18 protein-coding genes and 1 pseudogene are annotated in these 15,202 nt (G+C 69.1%); 8 read left to right on the top strand and 11 right to left on the bottom strand.

The genetic code is table 11. From position 1 onward, the window contains the following. Positions 1-78 precede the first annotated feature (78 nt). Both JWP54_RS12945 and JWP54_RS12940 read right to left on the bottom strand, forming a co-directional pair. Positions 79-207, bottom strand: a pseudogene (locus tag JWP54_RS12945) (hypothetical protein); the annotation flags it as partial. Between the two features lie 166 nt (positions 208-373). After that, on the bottom strand, positions 374-817 hold the full coding sequence (locus JWP54_RS12940; protein WP_297372723.1) for a hypothetical protein: 444 nt from the start codon (positions 815-817) through the stop codon (positions 374-376). A 121-nt stretch (positions 818-938) separates the two neighbouring features. Here JWP54_RS12940 and JWP54_RS12935 point away from each other — a divergent pair, with 121 nt between their 5' ends. Next, the gene (locus JWP54_RS12935) at positions 939-2,933 is read left to right on the top strand and encodes an AarF/UbiB family protein (protein WP_297372721.1); all 1,995 of its coding nucleotides are present in this window, start codon (positions 939-941) and stop codon (positions 2,931-2,933) included. On the opposite strand, the gene JWP54_RS12930 is transcribed toward JWP54_RS12935, so the two are convergent. Continuing rightward, complete coding sequence (locus tag JWP54_RS12930; protein ID WP_297372719.1) at positions 2,881-3,480, bottom strand: CGNR zinc finger domain-containing protein; 600 nt, start codon at positions 3,478-3,480, stop codon at positions 2,881-2,883. The genes JWP54_RS12935 and JWP54_RS12930 overlap by 53 nt on opposite strands. A gap of 85 nt (positions 3,481-3,565) precedes the next feature. Here JWP54_RS12930 and JWP54_RS12925 point away from each other — a divergent pair, with 85 nt between their 5' ends. Beyond that, positions 3,566-4,627, top strand: coding sequence for an EamA family transporter (locus JWP54_RS12925; protein WP_297372717.1), 1,062 nt, complete (start codon positions 3,566-3,568; stop codon positions 4,625-4,627). Here the strand turns inward: JWP54_RS12925 and JWP54_RS12920 are convergent. After that, complete coding sequence (locus JWP54_RS12920; RefSeq protein ID WP_297372715.1) at positions 4,536-6,047, bottom strand: MFS transporter; 1,512 nt, start codon at positions 6,045-6,047, stop codon at positions 4,536-4,538. The genes JWP54_RS12925 and JWP54_RS12920 overlap by 92 nt on opposite strands. Positions 6,048-6,164: 117 nt before the next feature. On the opposite strand from JWP54_RS12920, the gene JWP54_RS12915 reads away from it, so the two are divergent. Then, positions 6,165-6,839: a TetR/AcrR family transcriptional regulator gene (locus JWP54_RS12915; RefSeq protein WP_297372713.1), complete on the top strand. Its 675-nt coding sequence runs from the start codon at positions 6,165-6,167 to the stop codon at positions 6,837-6,839. A gap of 35 nt (positions 6,840-6,874) precedes the next feature. Further along, positions 6,875-7,060, top strand: coding sequence for a DUF1508 domain-containing protein (locus JWP54_RS12910; RefSeq protein WP_297372712.1), 186 nt, complete (start codon positions 6,875-6,877; stop codon positions 7,058-7,060). Positions 7,061-7,063: 3 nt separating this feature from the next. On the opposite strand, the gene JWP54_RS12905 is transcribed toward JWP54_RS12910, so the two are convergent. Further along, positions 7,064-7,945 carry a neutral zinc metallopeptidase gene (locus JWP54_RS12905; protein ID WP_297372711.1) on the bottom strand — a complete coding sequence of 294 codons (882 nt, stop codon included), beginning with the start codon at positions 7,943-7,945 and terminating at the stop codon, positions 7,064-7,066. 60 nt (positions 7,946-8,005) lie between these two features. Here JWP54_RS12905 and JWP54_RS12900 point away from each other — a divergent pair, with 60 nt between their 5' ends. The 4 genes from JWP54_RS12900 (at position 8,006) to JWP54_RS12885 (ending at position 9,800) form a co-directional block, all read left to right on the top strand. Then, a complete protein-coding gene (locus JWP54_RS12900) occupies positions 8,006-8,656 on the top strand; it encodes a hypothetical protein (RefSeq protein ID WP_297372709.1) in 651 nt (216 codons plus the stop codon). Between the two features lie 40 nt (positions 8,657-8,696). Next, a complete protein-coding gene (locus JWP54_RS12895; protein ID WP_297372708.1) occupies positions 8,697-9,368 on the top strand; it encodes a hypothetical protein in 672 nt (223 codons plus the stop codon). Positions 9,369-9,385: 17 nt separating this feature from the next. Further along, the gene (locus JWP54_RS12890) at positions 9,386-9,535 is read left to right on the top strand and encodes a hypothetical protein (protein ID WP_297372707.1); all 150 of its coding nucleotides are present in this window, start codon (positions 9,386-9,388) and stop codon (positions 9,533-9,535) included. A 76-nt stretch (positions 9,536-9,611) separates the two neighbouring features. After that, positions 9,612-9,800 carry a hypothetical protein gene (locus tag JWP54_RS12885; protein WP_297372705.1) on the top strand — a complete coding sequence of 63 codons (189 nt, stop codon included), beginning with the start codon at positions 9,612-9,614 and terminating at the stop codon, positions 9,798-9,800. A gap of 25 nt (positions 9,801-9,825) precedes the next feature. Here JWP54_RS12885 and JWP54_RS12880 read toward each other — a convergent pair whose 3' ends face one another. From JWP54_RS12880 to JWP54_RS12855, 6 genes are all read right to left on the bottom strand, one after another. Further along, positions 9,826-10,662, bottom strand: coding sequence for an AAA family ATPase (locus JWP54_RS12880; RefSeq protein ID WP_297372703.1), 837 nt, complete (start codon positions 10,660-10,662; stop codon positions 9,826-9,828). A 97-nt stretch (positions 10,663-10,759) separates the two neighbouring features. Next, positions 10,760-10,945 (bottom strand): hypothetical protein, encoded by a 186-nt coding sequence (locus tag JWP54_RS12875; RefSeq protein ID WP_297372702.1) that lies wholly within the window; start codon positions 10,943-10,945, stop codon positions 10,760-10,762. A 64-nt stretch (positions 10,946-11,009) separates the two neighbouring features. Further along, positions 11,010-11,399, bottom strand: coding sequence for a thioredoxin (trxA, locus tag JWP54_RS12870; RefSeq protein WP_297372700.1), 390 nt, complete (start codon positions 11,397-11,399; stop codon positions 11,010-11,012). Between the two features lie 65 nt (positions 11,400-11,464). Next, positions 11,465-12,256, bottom strand: coding sequence for a class I SAM-dependent methyltransferase (locus JWP54_RS12865; protein WP_297372698.1), 792 nt, complete (start codon positions 12,254-12,256; stop codon positions 11,465-11,467). Between the two features lie 36 nt (positions 12,257-12,292). After that, on the bottom strand, positions 12,293-13,528 hold the full coding sequence (locus JWP54_RS12860; protein ID WP_297372696.1) for a hypothetical protein: 1,236 nt from the start codon (positions 13,526-13,528) through the stop codon (positions 12,293-12,295). A 76-nt stretch (positions 13,529-13,604) separates the two neighbouring features. Continuing rightward, on the bottom strand, positions 13,605-15,202 hold a 1,598-nt coding region (locus JWP54_RS12855), incomplete at its 5' end, for an ATP-binding cassette domain-containing protein (protein ID WP_297372694.1).

Here is a 15,202-nt window from a genome sequence, read left to right as displayed (position 1 = left end):
TCTGCGGCAGGTAGCCCACATCCGCCGACACCACAACGCTGCCCGTGCTGGGCGCAGCTCGCCGGTGATCAGGCGAAGCAGAGTGGACTTGCCCGACCCGTTCGCCCCGACCAAGCCGGTGCGGCCGCGGCCGAAGGCGGCGCTGATGCCCGTGAAGGCCGTGGATCCGTCCGGCCAGGTGAGGCCGACATCCGCGAGCAGAATCATTGAAGCGTGTGCAGAGGCCATGGTGGCTCCTCGTTGTCAGTGGCTGCACTGACACCGGAAGCCGCGGCGCGGCGATCGCCGGCTCAGCGCGTGTGCGCGGAAACGACGAGGATCTTCACTGGCTGAGCCTGACTCTGGAGGACGGGGAAGCTCCAGTCTGACAGGTCTAGTCGTCGGCGGCCGGGAAATGGGCCTCCAGTGCGGTGAAGAAGGCGCCCGAGAGCGACTCGAACTCCGCGGCCGTGAGGCGGATGTCGTCGCCGACGTCGAGCTTCACGATGCTGTCCGCCGGCCGGTAGGCGGCCGGGGCGGCCAGAACGGCATGGTGGTGCAGCAGCGAATCGGCGATCACCGCCACCTCGATGAGCGGATCGGTGCCGGCATGCGGGTGCAGCCGGTGCACGAAGTAGCGGTCGAGCACGAGCACCAGGTTGTTGAAGAACAGCGGCTCGAAATCGGCCAGCGCCGCCTGCGCAGTGTCGCCGGTGATCTCCCCGGTGAGGGTGGTGTAGGCGGTGAGTTGCTCGGCCAGGGCGAAGCGGGCGCTGTTGATCTCGGCCGTGCTGTAGGACGTGCGGTGGGACGTGCTGTAGGACGTTCGGCCGGGCATGGGGCCTCCTTCGCGGCAGCCGGACGGGCATTTCGTGGCAGGCCGGTGCAGGCAGTATGGCTTCGTGCCAGAGCGGCGCGCTACCCTGAGCGCCACAGGTCGACAGAATGCGGGGCACGGGTTGTTCGAATCGTTATGGGCGTGGATCGCGTTCGGCCTGGTCGTGCTGGTTTTCGCCGTCGCTGTCGGCTTCGCCACCCGGTCCCTGCTCGGCACCAACGTGGGCTGGTTGCGCACCTTTTTGGTGGGCCTGCTGGTATTCGTGGCCAGCTGGCCGTTCGCCTACTTCGTGGCGACCGAGGCGCGGGTGATCGCGACGGACGGCGAGCTGCGGGCACCCGTGCTCGTGGTGGTGTTGTTCGTCGCGCTCGCCTTCGGCTGGGTGTTTGCGTTCGGCATTGCCCTGCTGGTGGCGGCCGAGGCGCTCTGGCCGACCACCGCCGTGAACCCGGTGGATGCGGTCCGCGCCGCCCTGCACCGGCGCCGGCGCACCAAACGATACCTGCAGATCCTCACCCTGCTGTCCCGGCACGGGATCGGCTGGATCCTGCACGAACGCCCGGGCTGGCCGCAGCGCGGCCGCGGCGGCCGAGGTGGCACGCCGGCGGCCCTGGTGGCGGCGATCAACGAGGCCGGCGTCACCTTCGTCAAGCTCGGCCAGCTGCTCTCCACGCGCCGCGACCTGCTGCCGCGCAACTACACGCTGGCCCTGGCCTCGCTGCAGTCCCGCGCGACCACGCTGCCGTGGCCGGCCATCCGCACGGTGATCGAGGCCGAGATCGGTGCACCGATCGACACCATGTTCACGCACGTCGATGAGATGCCGCTCGCCGCGGCATCCGTCGCCCAGGTGCACACCGGCACCCTGCTCGACGGCACCCGGGTGGTGCTCAAGGTGCAACGGCCGGGCGCCGGCGCGCAGGTGGCCGCCGACGTCGACATCATCGTGCGGCTCGCCCAGCGCATCGAGAACCAGACCAGCTGGGGCCGCGACTTCGGGGTGGTCACCCTGGCGGAGGGGTTCGCCCGGTCCCTCCGCGACGAACTCGACTACCGCATCGAGTACGCCAGCACCCAGCAGATCGGCAGCGTGGTCGCCGCGTCGGGCACCTCCGAGATCCTCGTGGTGCCGCGCGTCTATGCGGCGGCGAGTTCCCGGCGGCTGCTCACCATGGACCTCATCGACGGCGTCCCCCTGAACGCGGCCGCCGAGCGGCTCGCCGACCTGTGGCCGGAGGAGCGCACTGCGCTCGCCGAAGCGCTGCTCGACGCGGTCCTCGAGCAGGTGATCGTCACCGGCATCTTCCACGGTGACCTGCACCCGGGCAATCTCATGCTGCGCCCGGACGGCAAGTTGGGCCTGATCGACTTCGGCAACGTCGGCGTGCTCGAGCGCAGTATGCGGGAGGGCCTGGTGACCCTGCTCCTGGCCGCCGCCAACGACGACGACATCGCCACGACCGACGCGCTGCTGCTGGTGGTCGAGGCCCCCGCGGACGCCGACCTCGCTGCCCTGCAACGCGACCTGGGCCGGATGCTCACCCTCACCCGGCATAGTGCGGAGGGGTCGATCTTCACGGCGATGCTCGACACCATCCGCGAGCACCACCTGGCCATCCCGTCCTCCCTGAGCATGGCGTTCCGCACCCTGGTCACGCTGGAGAGCAGCCTGGCGATCCTGGACCCCGACTTCGACATGGTGGGCAAGGCGCTGGACCGGGTGCCGCACTACCTGCGCCGCCTGGTGACGCCCAAGACCCTGCTCGGGTCGGTTCAGGCGCAGGCCGCCGTGCTACGGGCGACGGCGCGGCGGCTGCCCCGGCGGCTGGAGTCCATCAGCGCCGGACTGGAGAAGGGCACCTTCAGCGTGCGGATCCGACCGTTCGCCGAGACCGAGGACCGCTGGTGGCTGGGCTCGATCGTGCTCGAGACGGTCGGGGCACTGATCGGCATCGCCGCGGCCACCCTCGGCATCGTGCTGGTGGTATCCGACACCGGGCCGGAGCTGGTGGAGGGGGTGCGGCTGTTCGCGTTCCTCGGCGCGACGATCGGGCTGATCGGCTTCATCCTGCTGATCCGGTCGCTGCGCCAGGTGTTCCTGCGGCATCCGAACTGAGTCCGGCGGCCCGTTCCCGGAACGCGATCATGTTCATCCGGTTGCCGCAGCGCACACTGCAGAACCGTTTGGAGCCGTTGCGGGAGAGGTCCACCAGCAGGCCGTCGCAGTCCGCCGCCGCGCAGGCGCGCAGCCGGCCGGTCTCATCGGTGCGGATCACGTCGACCAGTGCCAGGGCCACCTCCACCCGGATGCGTTCGGCCAGCGGCGCTTGCGGATCGGTGGCGTGCAGGTGCCAGTCCATGCCGTCATGCCGCATCAGCCGGGGCCGGGCCAGGGCGCTCTGCAGCATGGTGTTCACCTCCAGCGCGGCCGCGTCGCGCTCGAGGGTCCAGATGCGGCGGAGGAGCTCGCGGGACTGGCGCACCTCGGCGAGTTCGGCGTCGCTTCGATCCAGCCGGCCGGAGAACCGGTGCGCCCGGAACAGTGCGGTCAGCTGGGCCGGGCTGGCCAGCTCATCCGTGCCGCTCTTGGTGGCTCCGGCGACGGTGTTGGCGAGGTCGACGGTGAACGCCAGACTCGCCTCGGTGTCAGGGGCAAAATGCAAATTGACTCCTTACTCGGAATCACACTATCTTCGGGATCAGACCACCCACAAGCCCGTCGAAGCGCCCGTCCGCCTGGAGCCAGCAATGAACCGCTCGTCCATCTCCCTCGGCCTCGTCGTCGCGGTGATAGCCGCGGCCACCTTCGGCCTCTCCGGAGCCCTCGCCAAGCCGGTGCTGGACAGCGGATGGAGCCCGGCGGCGGCCGTGACCGTGCGGGTGCTCGTCGGCGGCCTGGTGCTGGCGCCGGTCGCGGTGATGTCGCTCCGCGGCCGTTGGGCGGCGCTCTGGCGCTCGCGTTGGCGGGTCTTCGCGATGGCCCTGATCGGCGTCGCCGGCACGCAGCTGGCCTACTTCGCGGCGATCGAGCGCATCCCGGTGGGCACCGCGGTGCTCATCGAATACATGGCTCCGCTGCTGCTGGTGGGCGTGGCGTGGGCGCGCACCCGGAAGAGCCCCAAGGCCGTGGTGCTGATCGGTTCCGTCGTGGCCCTCGGCGGCCTGGTGCTCGTGGTCTCCCCGGGCGGCTCGGCCCGCGCCGACCTGTTCGGCTACGCGCTGGCCCTGGCGGCGATGGTGGGCTGCGCGATCTACTACCTGGTGGCGGCGCAGCCCAGCGACGGGCTGCCGGCCGTGGCGCTGGCCGGCTTCGGTCTGTTGCTCGGCGGGGTGCTGCTCGGCCTGGTCGGGCTGAGCGGGCTGGTGCCGTTCACCACCTCCACCGCGGACGTGTCGATGTTCGGCGCCGAGTTGCCCTGGTGGCTGCCGTTGCTGCTGATCGGCATCGTCGCCACCGCCATCGCCTACTCGACCAGCATCGCCGCCAGCGAGATGCTCGGCTCCCGGCTGGCCTCATTCGTGGGCCTGCTCGAGGTGGTGGCGGCCACCTTCTACGCCTGGCTGCTGCTCGGCGAGCAGCTGACGATTCCGCAACTGCTCGGCGGCTTGCTGATCCTCACCGGCATCGCCTTCGTGCGCTCAGAGAAGACGGATGCCCCCGTGGAGCCGGCTTCCGTCCCGCCCCACGACCTCGACCACGACCACGACCACGACCACGCTAGTGGGCGACCACGGGGTCGGCGTCGGCGAGGTGCGCGTTCGACAGGGACAGGCCGTGGCCCATCCGGCGGAACAGCAGTGCGGCGTTGACGGCACCGACGGCGAAGAAGCCGGCTCCCCACCAGTAGGCGGTGGCGTAGCTGGTCACCGCGGCCTGTGCGGCGACCCCGGCCGTGGCGGGCAGGTGCGACGCGACGTAGTCGGCGGCCGCCGTGGCCGCCAGGGTGTTCAGCAGCGCCGTGCCGATCGAGCCGCCGACCTGCTGGCTGGTGTTCACCATCGCCGACGCCACGCCGGCGAACTGCCGGTCGACGCCCAGGGTGGCCGTCTGCATCGAGGCGGGCATGATCGAGCCCATCGCGAAGCCCAGGATCATCAGCGGCGGCAGCACGTTGGCCGCGTAGGTGCTGTCCAGGTCGAGGTTGGTGAGCAGGGCCATGCCGATCGCGCCCAGGGTCATGCCGAACGGCACCATGATCTTCGGGCCGAACCGGGGCACGAAGATGTTCGTCGACAGCTGCGCCGCGAGCACGAGCATCGCGATCATGGGCAGGAACGAGAAACCGGTCTGCATCGGCGAGAAGCCCAGCGATGCCTGCAGGTAGTAGGTCACGAACAGGAAGATGCCGAACATGCCGGCGCCGGCGATCATCACCGACAGGTAGGCCGCACCGCGGTTGCGGTCGAGCACGATCGCCAGCGGCAGCAGCGGATGCGCGGCCTTTCGCTGCCAGAGCACAAACGCCACGAGCAGCACCACGGCGCCGGCGAGCATGCCCCAGGTCAGCGGCGAGTCCCAGCCATCCGTCTCGGCATTGGAGAAGCCGTAGACCAGGCCGAAGAGGGCCGCGGAGACCAGGAGCGTGCCGGGGATGTCGAGCTTGGGCCGGGGGCCGGTGCGCTTGAGGGTGTCGACGAAGATCGCGGCACCGATCACGGCGACGATGGCAATGAAGACGTTGATGTAGAGGTTCCAGCGCCAGTCGAAGTACTCGGTGAGGTAGCCGCCGAGCAACAGGCCCACGGCGCCGCCGGCGCCGGCGATGGCGCCGAAGACGCCGAACGCGCGGGCGCGCTCCTTGGGGATGGTGAAGGTGGTCGTGAGCACGGCCAGGGCGGTCGGGGCCAGCAGCGCGCCGAAGGCTCCCTGCAGGGCGCGGGCGGCGACCAGCCAGCCGAACGTGCCGGCCGCGCCGCCGAGGGCGGAGGCGATGGCAAAGCCGATCAGGCCGATGATGAAGGTGCGCTTGCGGCCGATGAGGTCGGAGAGCCGACCGCCGAGCAGCAGCAGACTGGCGAAGGCGAGGGAGTACGCCGTGACGATCCACTGGCGGTCGCCGTCGGAGAAGCCGAGGTCGGCCTGGGCCGAAGGCAGGGCGATGTTCACGACGGTCGAGTCGAGCACCACCATGAGCTGGGCGAGGGCGACGACGCTGAGGGTCCACCACCGGCGGGAGCGTTTCACGGGGGTGCTCGTCGCAGCCGACGGCGCAGGGATGGGTCGAGACATGAACGCGACTATATACGATACTCTGGAGTTCCGGATCTCAGGGTTCCCGAATTTACGCTCCGGTACCATTCGAGTCAGTACAGGATTCATCCGACGGACAGAAGGTGGAGAGGTCGCATGACGCAGCTCGAACTCGGTGTGGGTGAACCCGCTGTGGTCGAAACCAGGCTGGGCCGTAAGCGCGACCACACCCGTGACCCGGAAATCCTGGCCGCGGCGCTCGAAGTGCTCGCCGAGACCGGCTTCGACGGCATGACCATCGACATGGTCGCCAGCAGGGCCAAGGCCGGCAAGGCCACCCTGTACCGGCGGTGGCCGTCGAAGAACGAGCTCGTCATCGACGCCGTCGCCTGCATGAAACAGGGCGACCTCGTACCGTCCAGGCTGCCCGATACCGGAACCCTGCGGGGGGACCTCGTGGCGATGATCAAGCCGCGCTCCATCGACGAGGCCGAGAAGAAGATGCAGATCATGGCCGGGCTGATGTCGATGCTTTCGGCCGCACCGGAGCTTGCCGAGGCGGCCAACGCCGCCCTGGTCAAGCCGCGCGCGGAGGTGAACCGGTTCCTCATCCAGCGGGCCGTCGACCGCGGTGAGATCTCGCCGCGGTGTGATGTGGAGACGCTGTGCCTGGTGACGCCGTCGATGGCCGCGTTCCGCACGCTGATCGAGCGCAAGCCCGTTGACCGGGACTTTCTCATCTCGCTCATCGACGGCGTGCTGCTGCCGGCGGTCGGTCTCGGCGCGGGTGATCCAGCCCGGCGCGGTAAGGTTGCGCCACCGGCCTCGTAGCCGGCCCCGTTCCATCTCGACGAAGAGAGCGTGTCATGTCCGGCAAGTATGAATTGACTGCAGACCGATCCGGTGGCTATGTCTTCAAGCTCAAGGCCCACAACGGTGAAGTCCTGATGACCTCGGAGAGCTACCAGACCAAGGCGGCCGCGCTCAAGGGCATCGAGGTCGTCAAGGCGGATGCCAAGGGCCGCGTCATCGACCTCACCGAGCCCAAATAGCGACTACAGCTCGGCGTCGGCCACCGCGAACGTGTCGCAGGCCTCCGCACCGTTGGTGTAGCCGGTCTGGAACCATCTCTGGCGCATCTCGCTGGAGCCGTGGGTCCAGGTCTCCGGGTTCACCTGACCCTGGGTCTTCTCCTGGATCCGGTCGTCGCCGATAGCGGACGCCGCGTTGAGCGCATCCGCGATCTGCGCGTCGGTGATCGGTTCGAGCAGGCGGTCACCGTCGGCATCCGTGGTCTCGGTCGCCGATGCCAGCCAGGCGCCCGCGAAGCAGTCCGCCTGCACCTCCAGGCGCACGGCGTCGGAGGTGCGGCCGGTCTGTGATGTGTCGGCTGTGGCGAACGTGCCCGCGAGATTCTGGATGTGGTGGCCCCATTCGTGCCCCACCACGTACAGCTGCGACAGTGGGCCCGCCGTGGCGCCGAACTGGCTGCGCAGCGTGTCGTAGAACGCGACGTCCAGGTAGATCTGCTGGTCGGCCGGGCAGTAGAACGGCCCGACGGCGCTCGTCGCCGAGCCGCAGCCGGTGTCGACCCCGTCGGAGAACAAAATGATCAGCGGGGAGGCGTAGCTGATGCCCATCGCCGGCGCCTGCTCTGCCCAGTAGTCCTCGAGCGAGTCGCTGGTGAGGCCGACCCGGCACTCCGCGTCGGCGTTGGCGTCGGCGCCGGTCTCGCAGTTCGTCAGACCGGTGCTCTCGCCCTGGCTGCTGGTGCCGGTGCCCCCGCCGACCAGCCCGGTGAGGTCCACCCCGAGCAGCTGGGAGAGCAGCACGATGGCGACGAGGCCGATGCCGCCGCCGCCGACGGCGAGGCCGGTGCGACGGCCGGACTTGCGCACGCCTTTTCCGGAGTAGTTGGCGTCGTCGTTGAAAGTCATGGATCGACAATAAGGGATTTCGCGCTGGCGCACACAGTTCCCGGATGTCACACTGCGATCATGAGTATTGGTGGCGTCAGCTGGCTCGTCTGTGTCGCCGGCCTGCTGGCACTGAGCGGATGCGCCGGCAGTGCGGCACCCGGCGGCGGCGCTCCTCCCGGCGAGTTTCCGCGCCCGGCCGCGGCCGGTGAGGTACTGGCCCAGGGCACGGTGCTGCAGAAGGACGGTGAAGATCCCCAGTTGTGCCTCGGCGCGGTCGCGGATTCCTACCCGCCCCTGTGTGGCGGCCCGCCGATCCTGGGTTGGGACTGGGCGGCGGTCGAACAGTCCGAGAGCGCATCCGGCGTCACCTGGGGCAGCTACGCCGTGACCGGAACCTGGGACGCCGCCGCGTTCACGGTAACGCAGCCCCCCATGCCGCTCTCGCTCTACGATCCGCTCGCCCAATTCGACCCCCGACTCGATGAGGCCAACGCCGGCCCGAGCGACGAGAGCACCCTGCTTCGGCTGCACGAGGAACTGCACACGGCCGGCTACAGTCCGGTCACCTTCGCGAACTTCTCGGAGGCGCCGATCCTCGCCGACTGGACCGAGAACGGTTACCTGTGGGTGTCCGTCATCTACGACGACGGCTCGGTGCAGGACTTCCTCGACGAGCAGTTCGGTGAGGGCGTCGTCGCCGTGCAGTCCGCCCTGCGGGACGCTGGCTGAATTCGCACCGTCGGGTTGACCCGCCCGTAGGATCGGAGGCATGGCACTCCTTCACCACGCAGACATGACGCCCACCAAAATCGAGCTGCTCTCCAAATGGGTTCCCGCTCGGCCGTGGTTCTCTGGCGAGGCGGACGCAATCCTTGTGAACGTGGCCGCCTACCGGTTCGACGACCCGGAGGGGCAGGTCGGTATCGAGACGATCCTCCTCCGCGCCGGTGCGGGAGCACTGTTGCAGGTGCCCGTCACCTACCGCAACGCCCCCCTTGCCGGAGCTGAGGCCTTCCTGATCGGTACGACGCACCACTCGGTTCTGGGGGAGCGGTGGGTCTACGACGCTACCGGCGACCCGGTTTACGTCGCGGCCGTCGCGAACGCCGCCTTGTCCGGCGGCCGGCAGGCCGAGTTGAATATCGAGATCGACGGTCGGCTGATCGTGCGTGAGCCCACCGCCGTCGTCGCCGGTAGTGGCGCCGAGGACGGAGCCGTCGTGACGCCGCCGGCGGTCGCCGACCTCACAATCCGTCAGGAGCCCGGCGTGACCGTCGTGGAAGCCGGTCTGTTGCGGCTGACTGTGGCCCGGGTACTCGGCGACGAGGACGTCCTGGTGAATCGGACGCCCGCTACAGCGGTGCACGAAGTACTCGCCGGCACCTGGCCGGAGCAGCCCCGGCTGCGCGTGCTGGTGCTGGTGGAACGGCTCGAGGGCTAGCCAGCGGTATGGCGGAGATGAACGACGACGAATTCGACGAGCCGGGGCCGCCCTGCCCGGCCTGCGGCACCGAGATGAGCCCGGATGGCGTGGATACCGCCGAAGGTCTCGAATTTTGCCACCGGTGCCCGCGGTGCAAGCTCGTCATCGTGCTGCCCGGGCTCTGACCGGCCGACGACGCTGTTCGCACACCGGCCCGCGCCCGGTCTTCCCCCGTTCACTGGAAACCGGCAGAATGAGCCCATGCTGTCGCCAGCCTTCCGAACCTGCATGCTGTTGTTCGGCGTGGAGTGCAACCTGGTGGCGGCGGTCCTGTTCGTGGCCAGCCTGGTGTCCTGGGGAACGGGTTACGAGCCGGCGTTCCTGGGCATGATCCTCGCGCTCGGCTTCTTCGTCACGGGCATCGGCGCGCTGGCGGTCGGCCGCACGTAGGTGGTGGCTAGCATCGGGGGATGACTCATCCGCCGGCCGGCGCGGAACCGAGCATCTGGCGGGTGAGTTTGTCGCGAGCGTGCAGCAGTGTCGCCAGAGCGGTCCGGAGGTCGTCGTCGGTGACAGCCCGGCCGTGCTCGGCCGCGAGTAGTACGGTGCGGCGCATCAGCTCCTTCGCGAAGGCACCGGAGACGCCCTCTGCGGCTTCGGCGACCTCGGTGATCGCCTGCGGCGACAGGGGCAGGCCGCGGGCGTACAGCTCGAGCAACCGGCGGCGGGCGGCCGGGTCGGGCAGCGGGATCTCCACGGCGAGGTCGATCCGGCCTGGCCGGTCCGCCAGGGCGTGTTCGAGAACCTCGACGCGGTTCGTCGTGAGCACGAAGGCGACGTCGGCGTCGCCGTCGAAGCCGTTCAGGGCGTCGAGCATAGCGAAGAGCAGGGGCTGCGGGCCGTGGGCCAGGTCGCGGTCCTCGCCGATGAGGTCGACGTCTTCGAGCACCACGATCGCCGGCTGCATGGCACGTGCGAGTTCGGCGGCTTCCGTGACGAAACGGATGCTGTTGCCGGCCAGCACCACCGCCGTCGTCTCCGGCGTGGCGCTGAGCAGGTGCCGCACCGTGAGGGTCTTGCCTGATCCGGGCGGACCGTAGAGCAGCACGCCCCGCTTCAGGTGGCGGCCTGCGGCGCGCAGCGTCTCGCGGTGCAGACCGATCCCGACCACATGCCGCGCGATGTCGTCGAGGATGACGTCGGCCGCAGCGACCTGGGGGCGGGGCAGGAAATCGACGCCGGCCGCACCGTGCCCGAACTCGTTGCCGCTGAAGGAGAGCACCTGGCCGCGCAGCACGCTGCGCTCGAGCATCAGCCGAACGCGACGACGGGCCGTTCGGCATCCGGTCCCGTCGCCACCGAGATGTAGTCGACCGGCCCCGGCGCGAAACGGACATGGGGGCTGCTGATCAGATCCGGGAAGGAAGAATGTTCTCGTTGCTGACCGACGGCAGGGTGGCGACGTCCGCCCCGAGAAAATCCTGCACCAGGTCGCCCAGCGGAGTGCGGACGTCGACCTGTGGCCGGGGAACCAGGATGAGATCGTCCATGAACTGCCGGAACGTCTCCAGGAAAGCTGCCTGCTGTTCGTCCACGTGTGCCCCCGCATCATCGATGGTGCTCCTGGTGCTCAGGCTAGTGGGTACGGCGGGCGTGCGGTCAGGCTGACGGCTGCTGCGTCTCCTGGGCTTCCTTCTGGGCGGCCACCTGGCGGTGTACCTCGGCCATGTCCAGGCCCTTCACTGCTGTGACGACCTGCTCAAGGGCGGCGGGCGGCAGCGCGCCGGGCTGGGAAAAGACCAGGATGCCCTCGCGGAATGCCATCAGGGTGGGGATCGACTGGATGCCGGCCGCCGCGGACAACTGCTGCTCGGCCTCGGTGTCCACCTTGGCGAAGGTCACATCGGGGTGGTGTTCGGAGGACGCCGCGTAGGTGGGCGCGAACTGCTTGCACGGGCCGCACCAGTCGGCCCAGAAGTCCACCAGGACGATGTCGTTGGCCGCGAGGGTCTCGGCGAAGGTGGTGTCGGTCACGTCGATGGTGCTCATGCAGGTCTCCTTGCCTGATCGGTGAAAACAGTTCTACACCCTCGCAGACGGCGCTGGGAGCCTGCTCAAAGCCGTGGCTTCACCGCCTGGATCGTGTACGACAAGGGCGCGACGCCGGCCAGGGTGTCGAGGGCGAACTCGCCATCCGGCCGGTGCACCATCTGCCCCGGCAGGGCTTCCCACGGCACGCTGTCGTGCTCGACCAGCATGGTGAGCTGGAGGCCGGCGGTCAGGAGCGCGGTGACGATCTCGCCCAGGCCGTGGTTCCACTCGTAGGTCTTGGTGGCGGTCATGGGCCGGTCCGTCGCCACGTAGGTGGAGTCGTCGTCCCATTCCAGCGGCGTCTCCTGTTCGAAGTAACTGAACCGCAGGTGCAGGTCGTCGGCGAGGCGTTCGTCCATGGCCCAGAGAATCGGAGGCCCCTCCCGCAGGAACAGGCGCCCGCCCGGCGCCGCCCCGATCCCCGTGTAGACCAGGTCGAAGCCGCCGGGGTCGAGCACGGACAGCGCCGCGTAGACATCCGACTGGACAAAATCGACGGCATCCCCGGTGTCCGCCACCAGGGCCCGGGCCTCGGCCACACCCACGGGCGAGAAGTCCAGGCCGGTCACGTGTGCGCCCAGCCGGGCCAGCGACAGGGTGTCGATGCCGATGTGGCACTGCAGGTGCGCGGTGCGCAAGCCCTTGATGTCGCCGAGCCGGTCGAGGTCGAATCGCACCACCTCCGACAGGAGCGTCGGGTCGTCGACGTACCGTTGCACCTGGTAGCCGAGCCCGGTGCGCGCGGCGTGCGCCGAGGCCCGGTCGTCCCAGTTGGCGCGGTTGGTGTCCAGGTGGGCCGGCACGGTGATCCTCATCCTGCCCGGCGTTGGCGAGCCTGCCAGAGTACCCGATCAGAGGCCCAGCAGGTACCCGTCTGCACGATTTTCGCTGGCGAAGTCGTCGTAGGTCGCTCCGCCCCAGACGAGGATACTGTCGGCCCCGGTGATCACGGTCGCCTCGCCCCGCTCTCCCCACGACGGCTGCGGGAGCGCGGTCACGTCGTGAGCAACGGGATCGAGCAGGAACCGACCGCCGATGAGCACCTGGTCGCCGACCGCCTGGGGCGGACGGCCGTTGGCGTACTCGAGCAGGGGCGTGTCGGCGGGAAGGTCCGGCAGGATGCTCCAGGTCTGGTCGGCCGGGTTGAAGATGCCGCCCTCGGCGAACGCTTTGTCTCCCGCGCCCAGGGCGACGCCTTGGTCGGTGGTGCCGTAGAAGGGGAACACCGCCAAACCGGCCACCGCGATGGCGCCGATCCCGGTGATCCGGGTGTCCGGCAGTGCGCTCCAGGACGTGAAGGTGCCGTTCAGGGTGGCCAGCCGCACCAGCGAAGGTCCGTCTTCGCCCACACTCTTCAGCGCCTTCGCGCTGAGGAGAAGCGAGTCGCCAAGCCACACGGCCTCGCGGTCATAACTGGGGCCGAGCGGGTCGTCGGGCAAGACCGTCCAGGTCGAGGTTTCCGGGTCGAAGACCGCGTCGGGTCCGACGATGTTCTCGTCGGACCCTGAAATGGACAGCACCCGGTCCCCGGCCGCAACGAGGCGGCCGCCGGACGGCGGAGACGGCAGCGTGGTCCAGGCATCCGACTTAAGGTTGTAATGCAGGAAGGAGACCAGCATCTGGCCATCCTCGTCGACCTGGAGGCCGCCGTCGGCCACGTCGTAGGCGAACAGGAAGAGGTCGCCGTTCACGACGGCCGAGCTGTACTCGCTCACCGGGACCGGCGCCGATGCGATGCGTGCCCACACGCCGCTGTAGGGATTGAAACTGGCTCCGTCCCGCTGGGCCGGTTCGCTGTAGGCGCAGTCCGCCGTAGGCGGGCACGGCTGGTCCGACCAGCCTCCCACCACCAGGAACCTGTCCTCGACCCACGCGCCGACGCTCGAGCGCCGGGCCGACAGGGGGCTCGTCGGCAGCTCACCCCAGGACTCGTCCGTCGGGAGATCCGCCGTGGCGATCGACTTCGGCACCTCCTCGGCCACCGACGGGCCCGGGGTGGCCGCCGTACCAGCCCCGCCGACGCCGCAGCCGGACAGCAGGAGCGTCAGCGCTGCGGCGATCGTGAACCAGGAGCCGTGCCGTTTCATCGCTACTCCTCAGAGGCTGTGTACTAAGGAATGTCCAGTGCGGCCGCTGCGGTTCCCGACTGAAACGCCGGTCGGCTCAGCGGGCCACGTAGGCGGCGAGGTGTTCGCCGGTGAGGGTCGACCTGGCGGCGATCAGTTCGGCCGGGGTGCCTTCGAACACGATCAGGCCACCGTCGCGACCGGCGCCGGGGCCCAGGTCGATGATCCAGTCGGCGTGCGCCATCACGGCCTGGTGGTGTTCGACCACGATGACCGACTTGCCGGAGTCGACGAGCCGGTCGAGCAGGCCGAGCAGATTCTCCACGTCGGCGAGGTGCAGGCCGGTGGTCGGCTCGTCCAGCACGTAGACGTCCCCCTGGTCGGACATCTGGTTGGCCAGCTTGATGCGCTGGCGCTCGCCGCCGGAGAGCGTTGTGAGCGGCTGGCCGAGGCTGAGGTAGCCGAGCCCCACATCCACGAGCCGGCGCAGGATCGCGTGCGCGGCGGGGGTGCGGGCCTCGCCGGCGCTGAAGTACTCTTCGGCGGCGGTCACCGACAGCCCCAGCACCTCGCTGATGTCGAGGCCGCCGAGCTTGTACTCCAGCACGGATGCGTCGAACCGCTTGCCCTCGCACACCTCGCAGGTGGTGGACACGGTGGCCATCGGGCCGAGATCGGTGAAGATCACGCCGGCGCCGTTGCAATTGGGGCAGGCGCCCTCGGAGTTGGAGCTGAACAGTGCCGGCTTCACGCCATTCGCCCTCGCGAATGCCTTGCGGACCGGTTCCAGCAGGCCCGTGTAGGTCGCAGGGTTGCTGCGCCTCGAGCCGCGGATCGCGCCCTGGTCGATCGACACCACTCCGCTGTGGGGCATCGACCCGTGCACGAGGGAGCTTTTTCCCGACCCAGCGACGCCGGTGATGACGACGAGCACCCCGAGGGGGATGTCGACGTCGACGTCCCGCAGGTTGTTCGCCGTCGCCCCGCGAATCTCGAGCGTCCCGGTGGGCTCGCGCACCGCTGCCTTCAGAGCGGCTCGATCGTTGAGATGGCGACCGGTGATGGTACCGCTGGCCCGCAGCCCCTCCGGGGTGCCCTCGAAGCAGACTGTGCCACCCGCGGAACCGGAGCCGGGGCCGAGATCGACGACGTGATCGGCGATCGCGATCAACTCCGGCTTGTGCTCCACGACGAGCACGGTGTTGCCCTTGTCGCGCAGACGAAGCAGCAGTTCGTTCATGCGCTGGATGTCATGCGGGTGAAGGCCGATCGTAGGCTCGTCGAAGACGTAGGTGACGTCGGTGAGAGAGGATCCGAGGTGCCGGACAAGTTTGGTGCGCTGCGCCTCACCGCCGGACAGGGTGCCCGAAGGCCGGTCGAGCGAGAGGTAGCCCAGCCCGATCTCCACGAACGAGTCGAGGGCGTGTTGCAGGGTCGCGAGCAGTGGCAGCGCCGACGGTTCTCGAACGCCGCGAACCCATTCGGCCAGGTCGCTGATCTGCATCGCACAGACATCCGCGATGCTGACACCCAGGATCTTCGACGACCGAGCCGTCGTGCTCAATCGGGAGCCGTCGCATCCCGGGCAGGTGGTGAAGGTGACCGCGCGCTCCACGAAGGCGCGGATGTGTGGCTGGAGCGAGTCGACGTCCTTGGATAGGAACGACTTTTCGATCTGTGGGATGAGGCCCAGGT

This window comes from Cryobacterium sp. (assembly GCF_025463825.1).
Classification (GTDB): Bacteria; Actinomycetota; Actinomycetes; order Actinomycetales; family Microbacteriaceae; genus Cryobacterium.
This window is presented reverse-complemented; position numbering and strand designations above follow the sequence as displayed.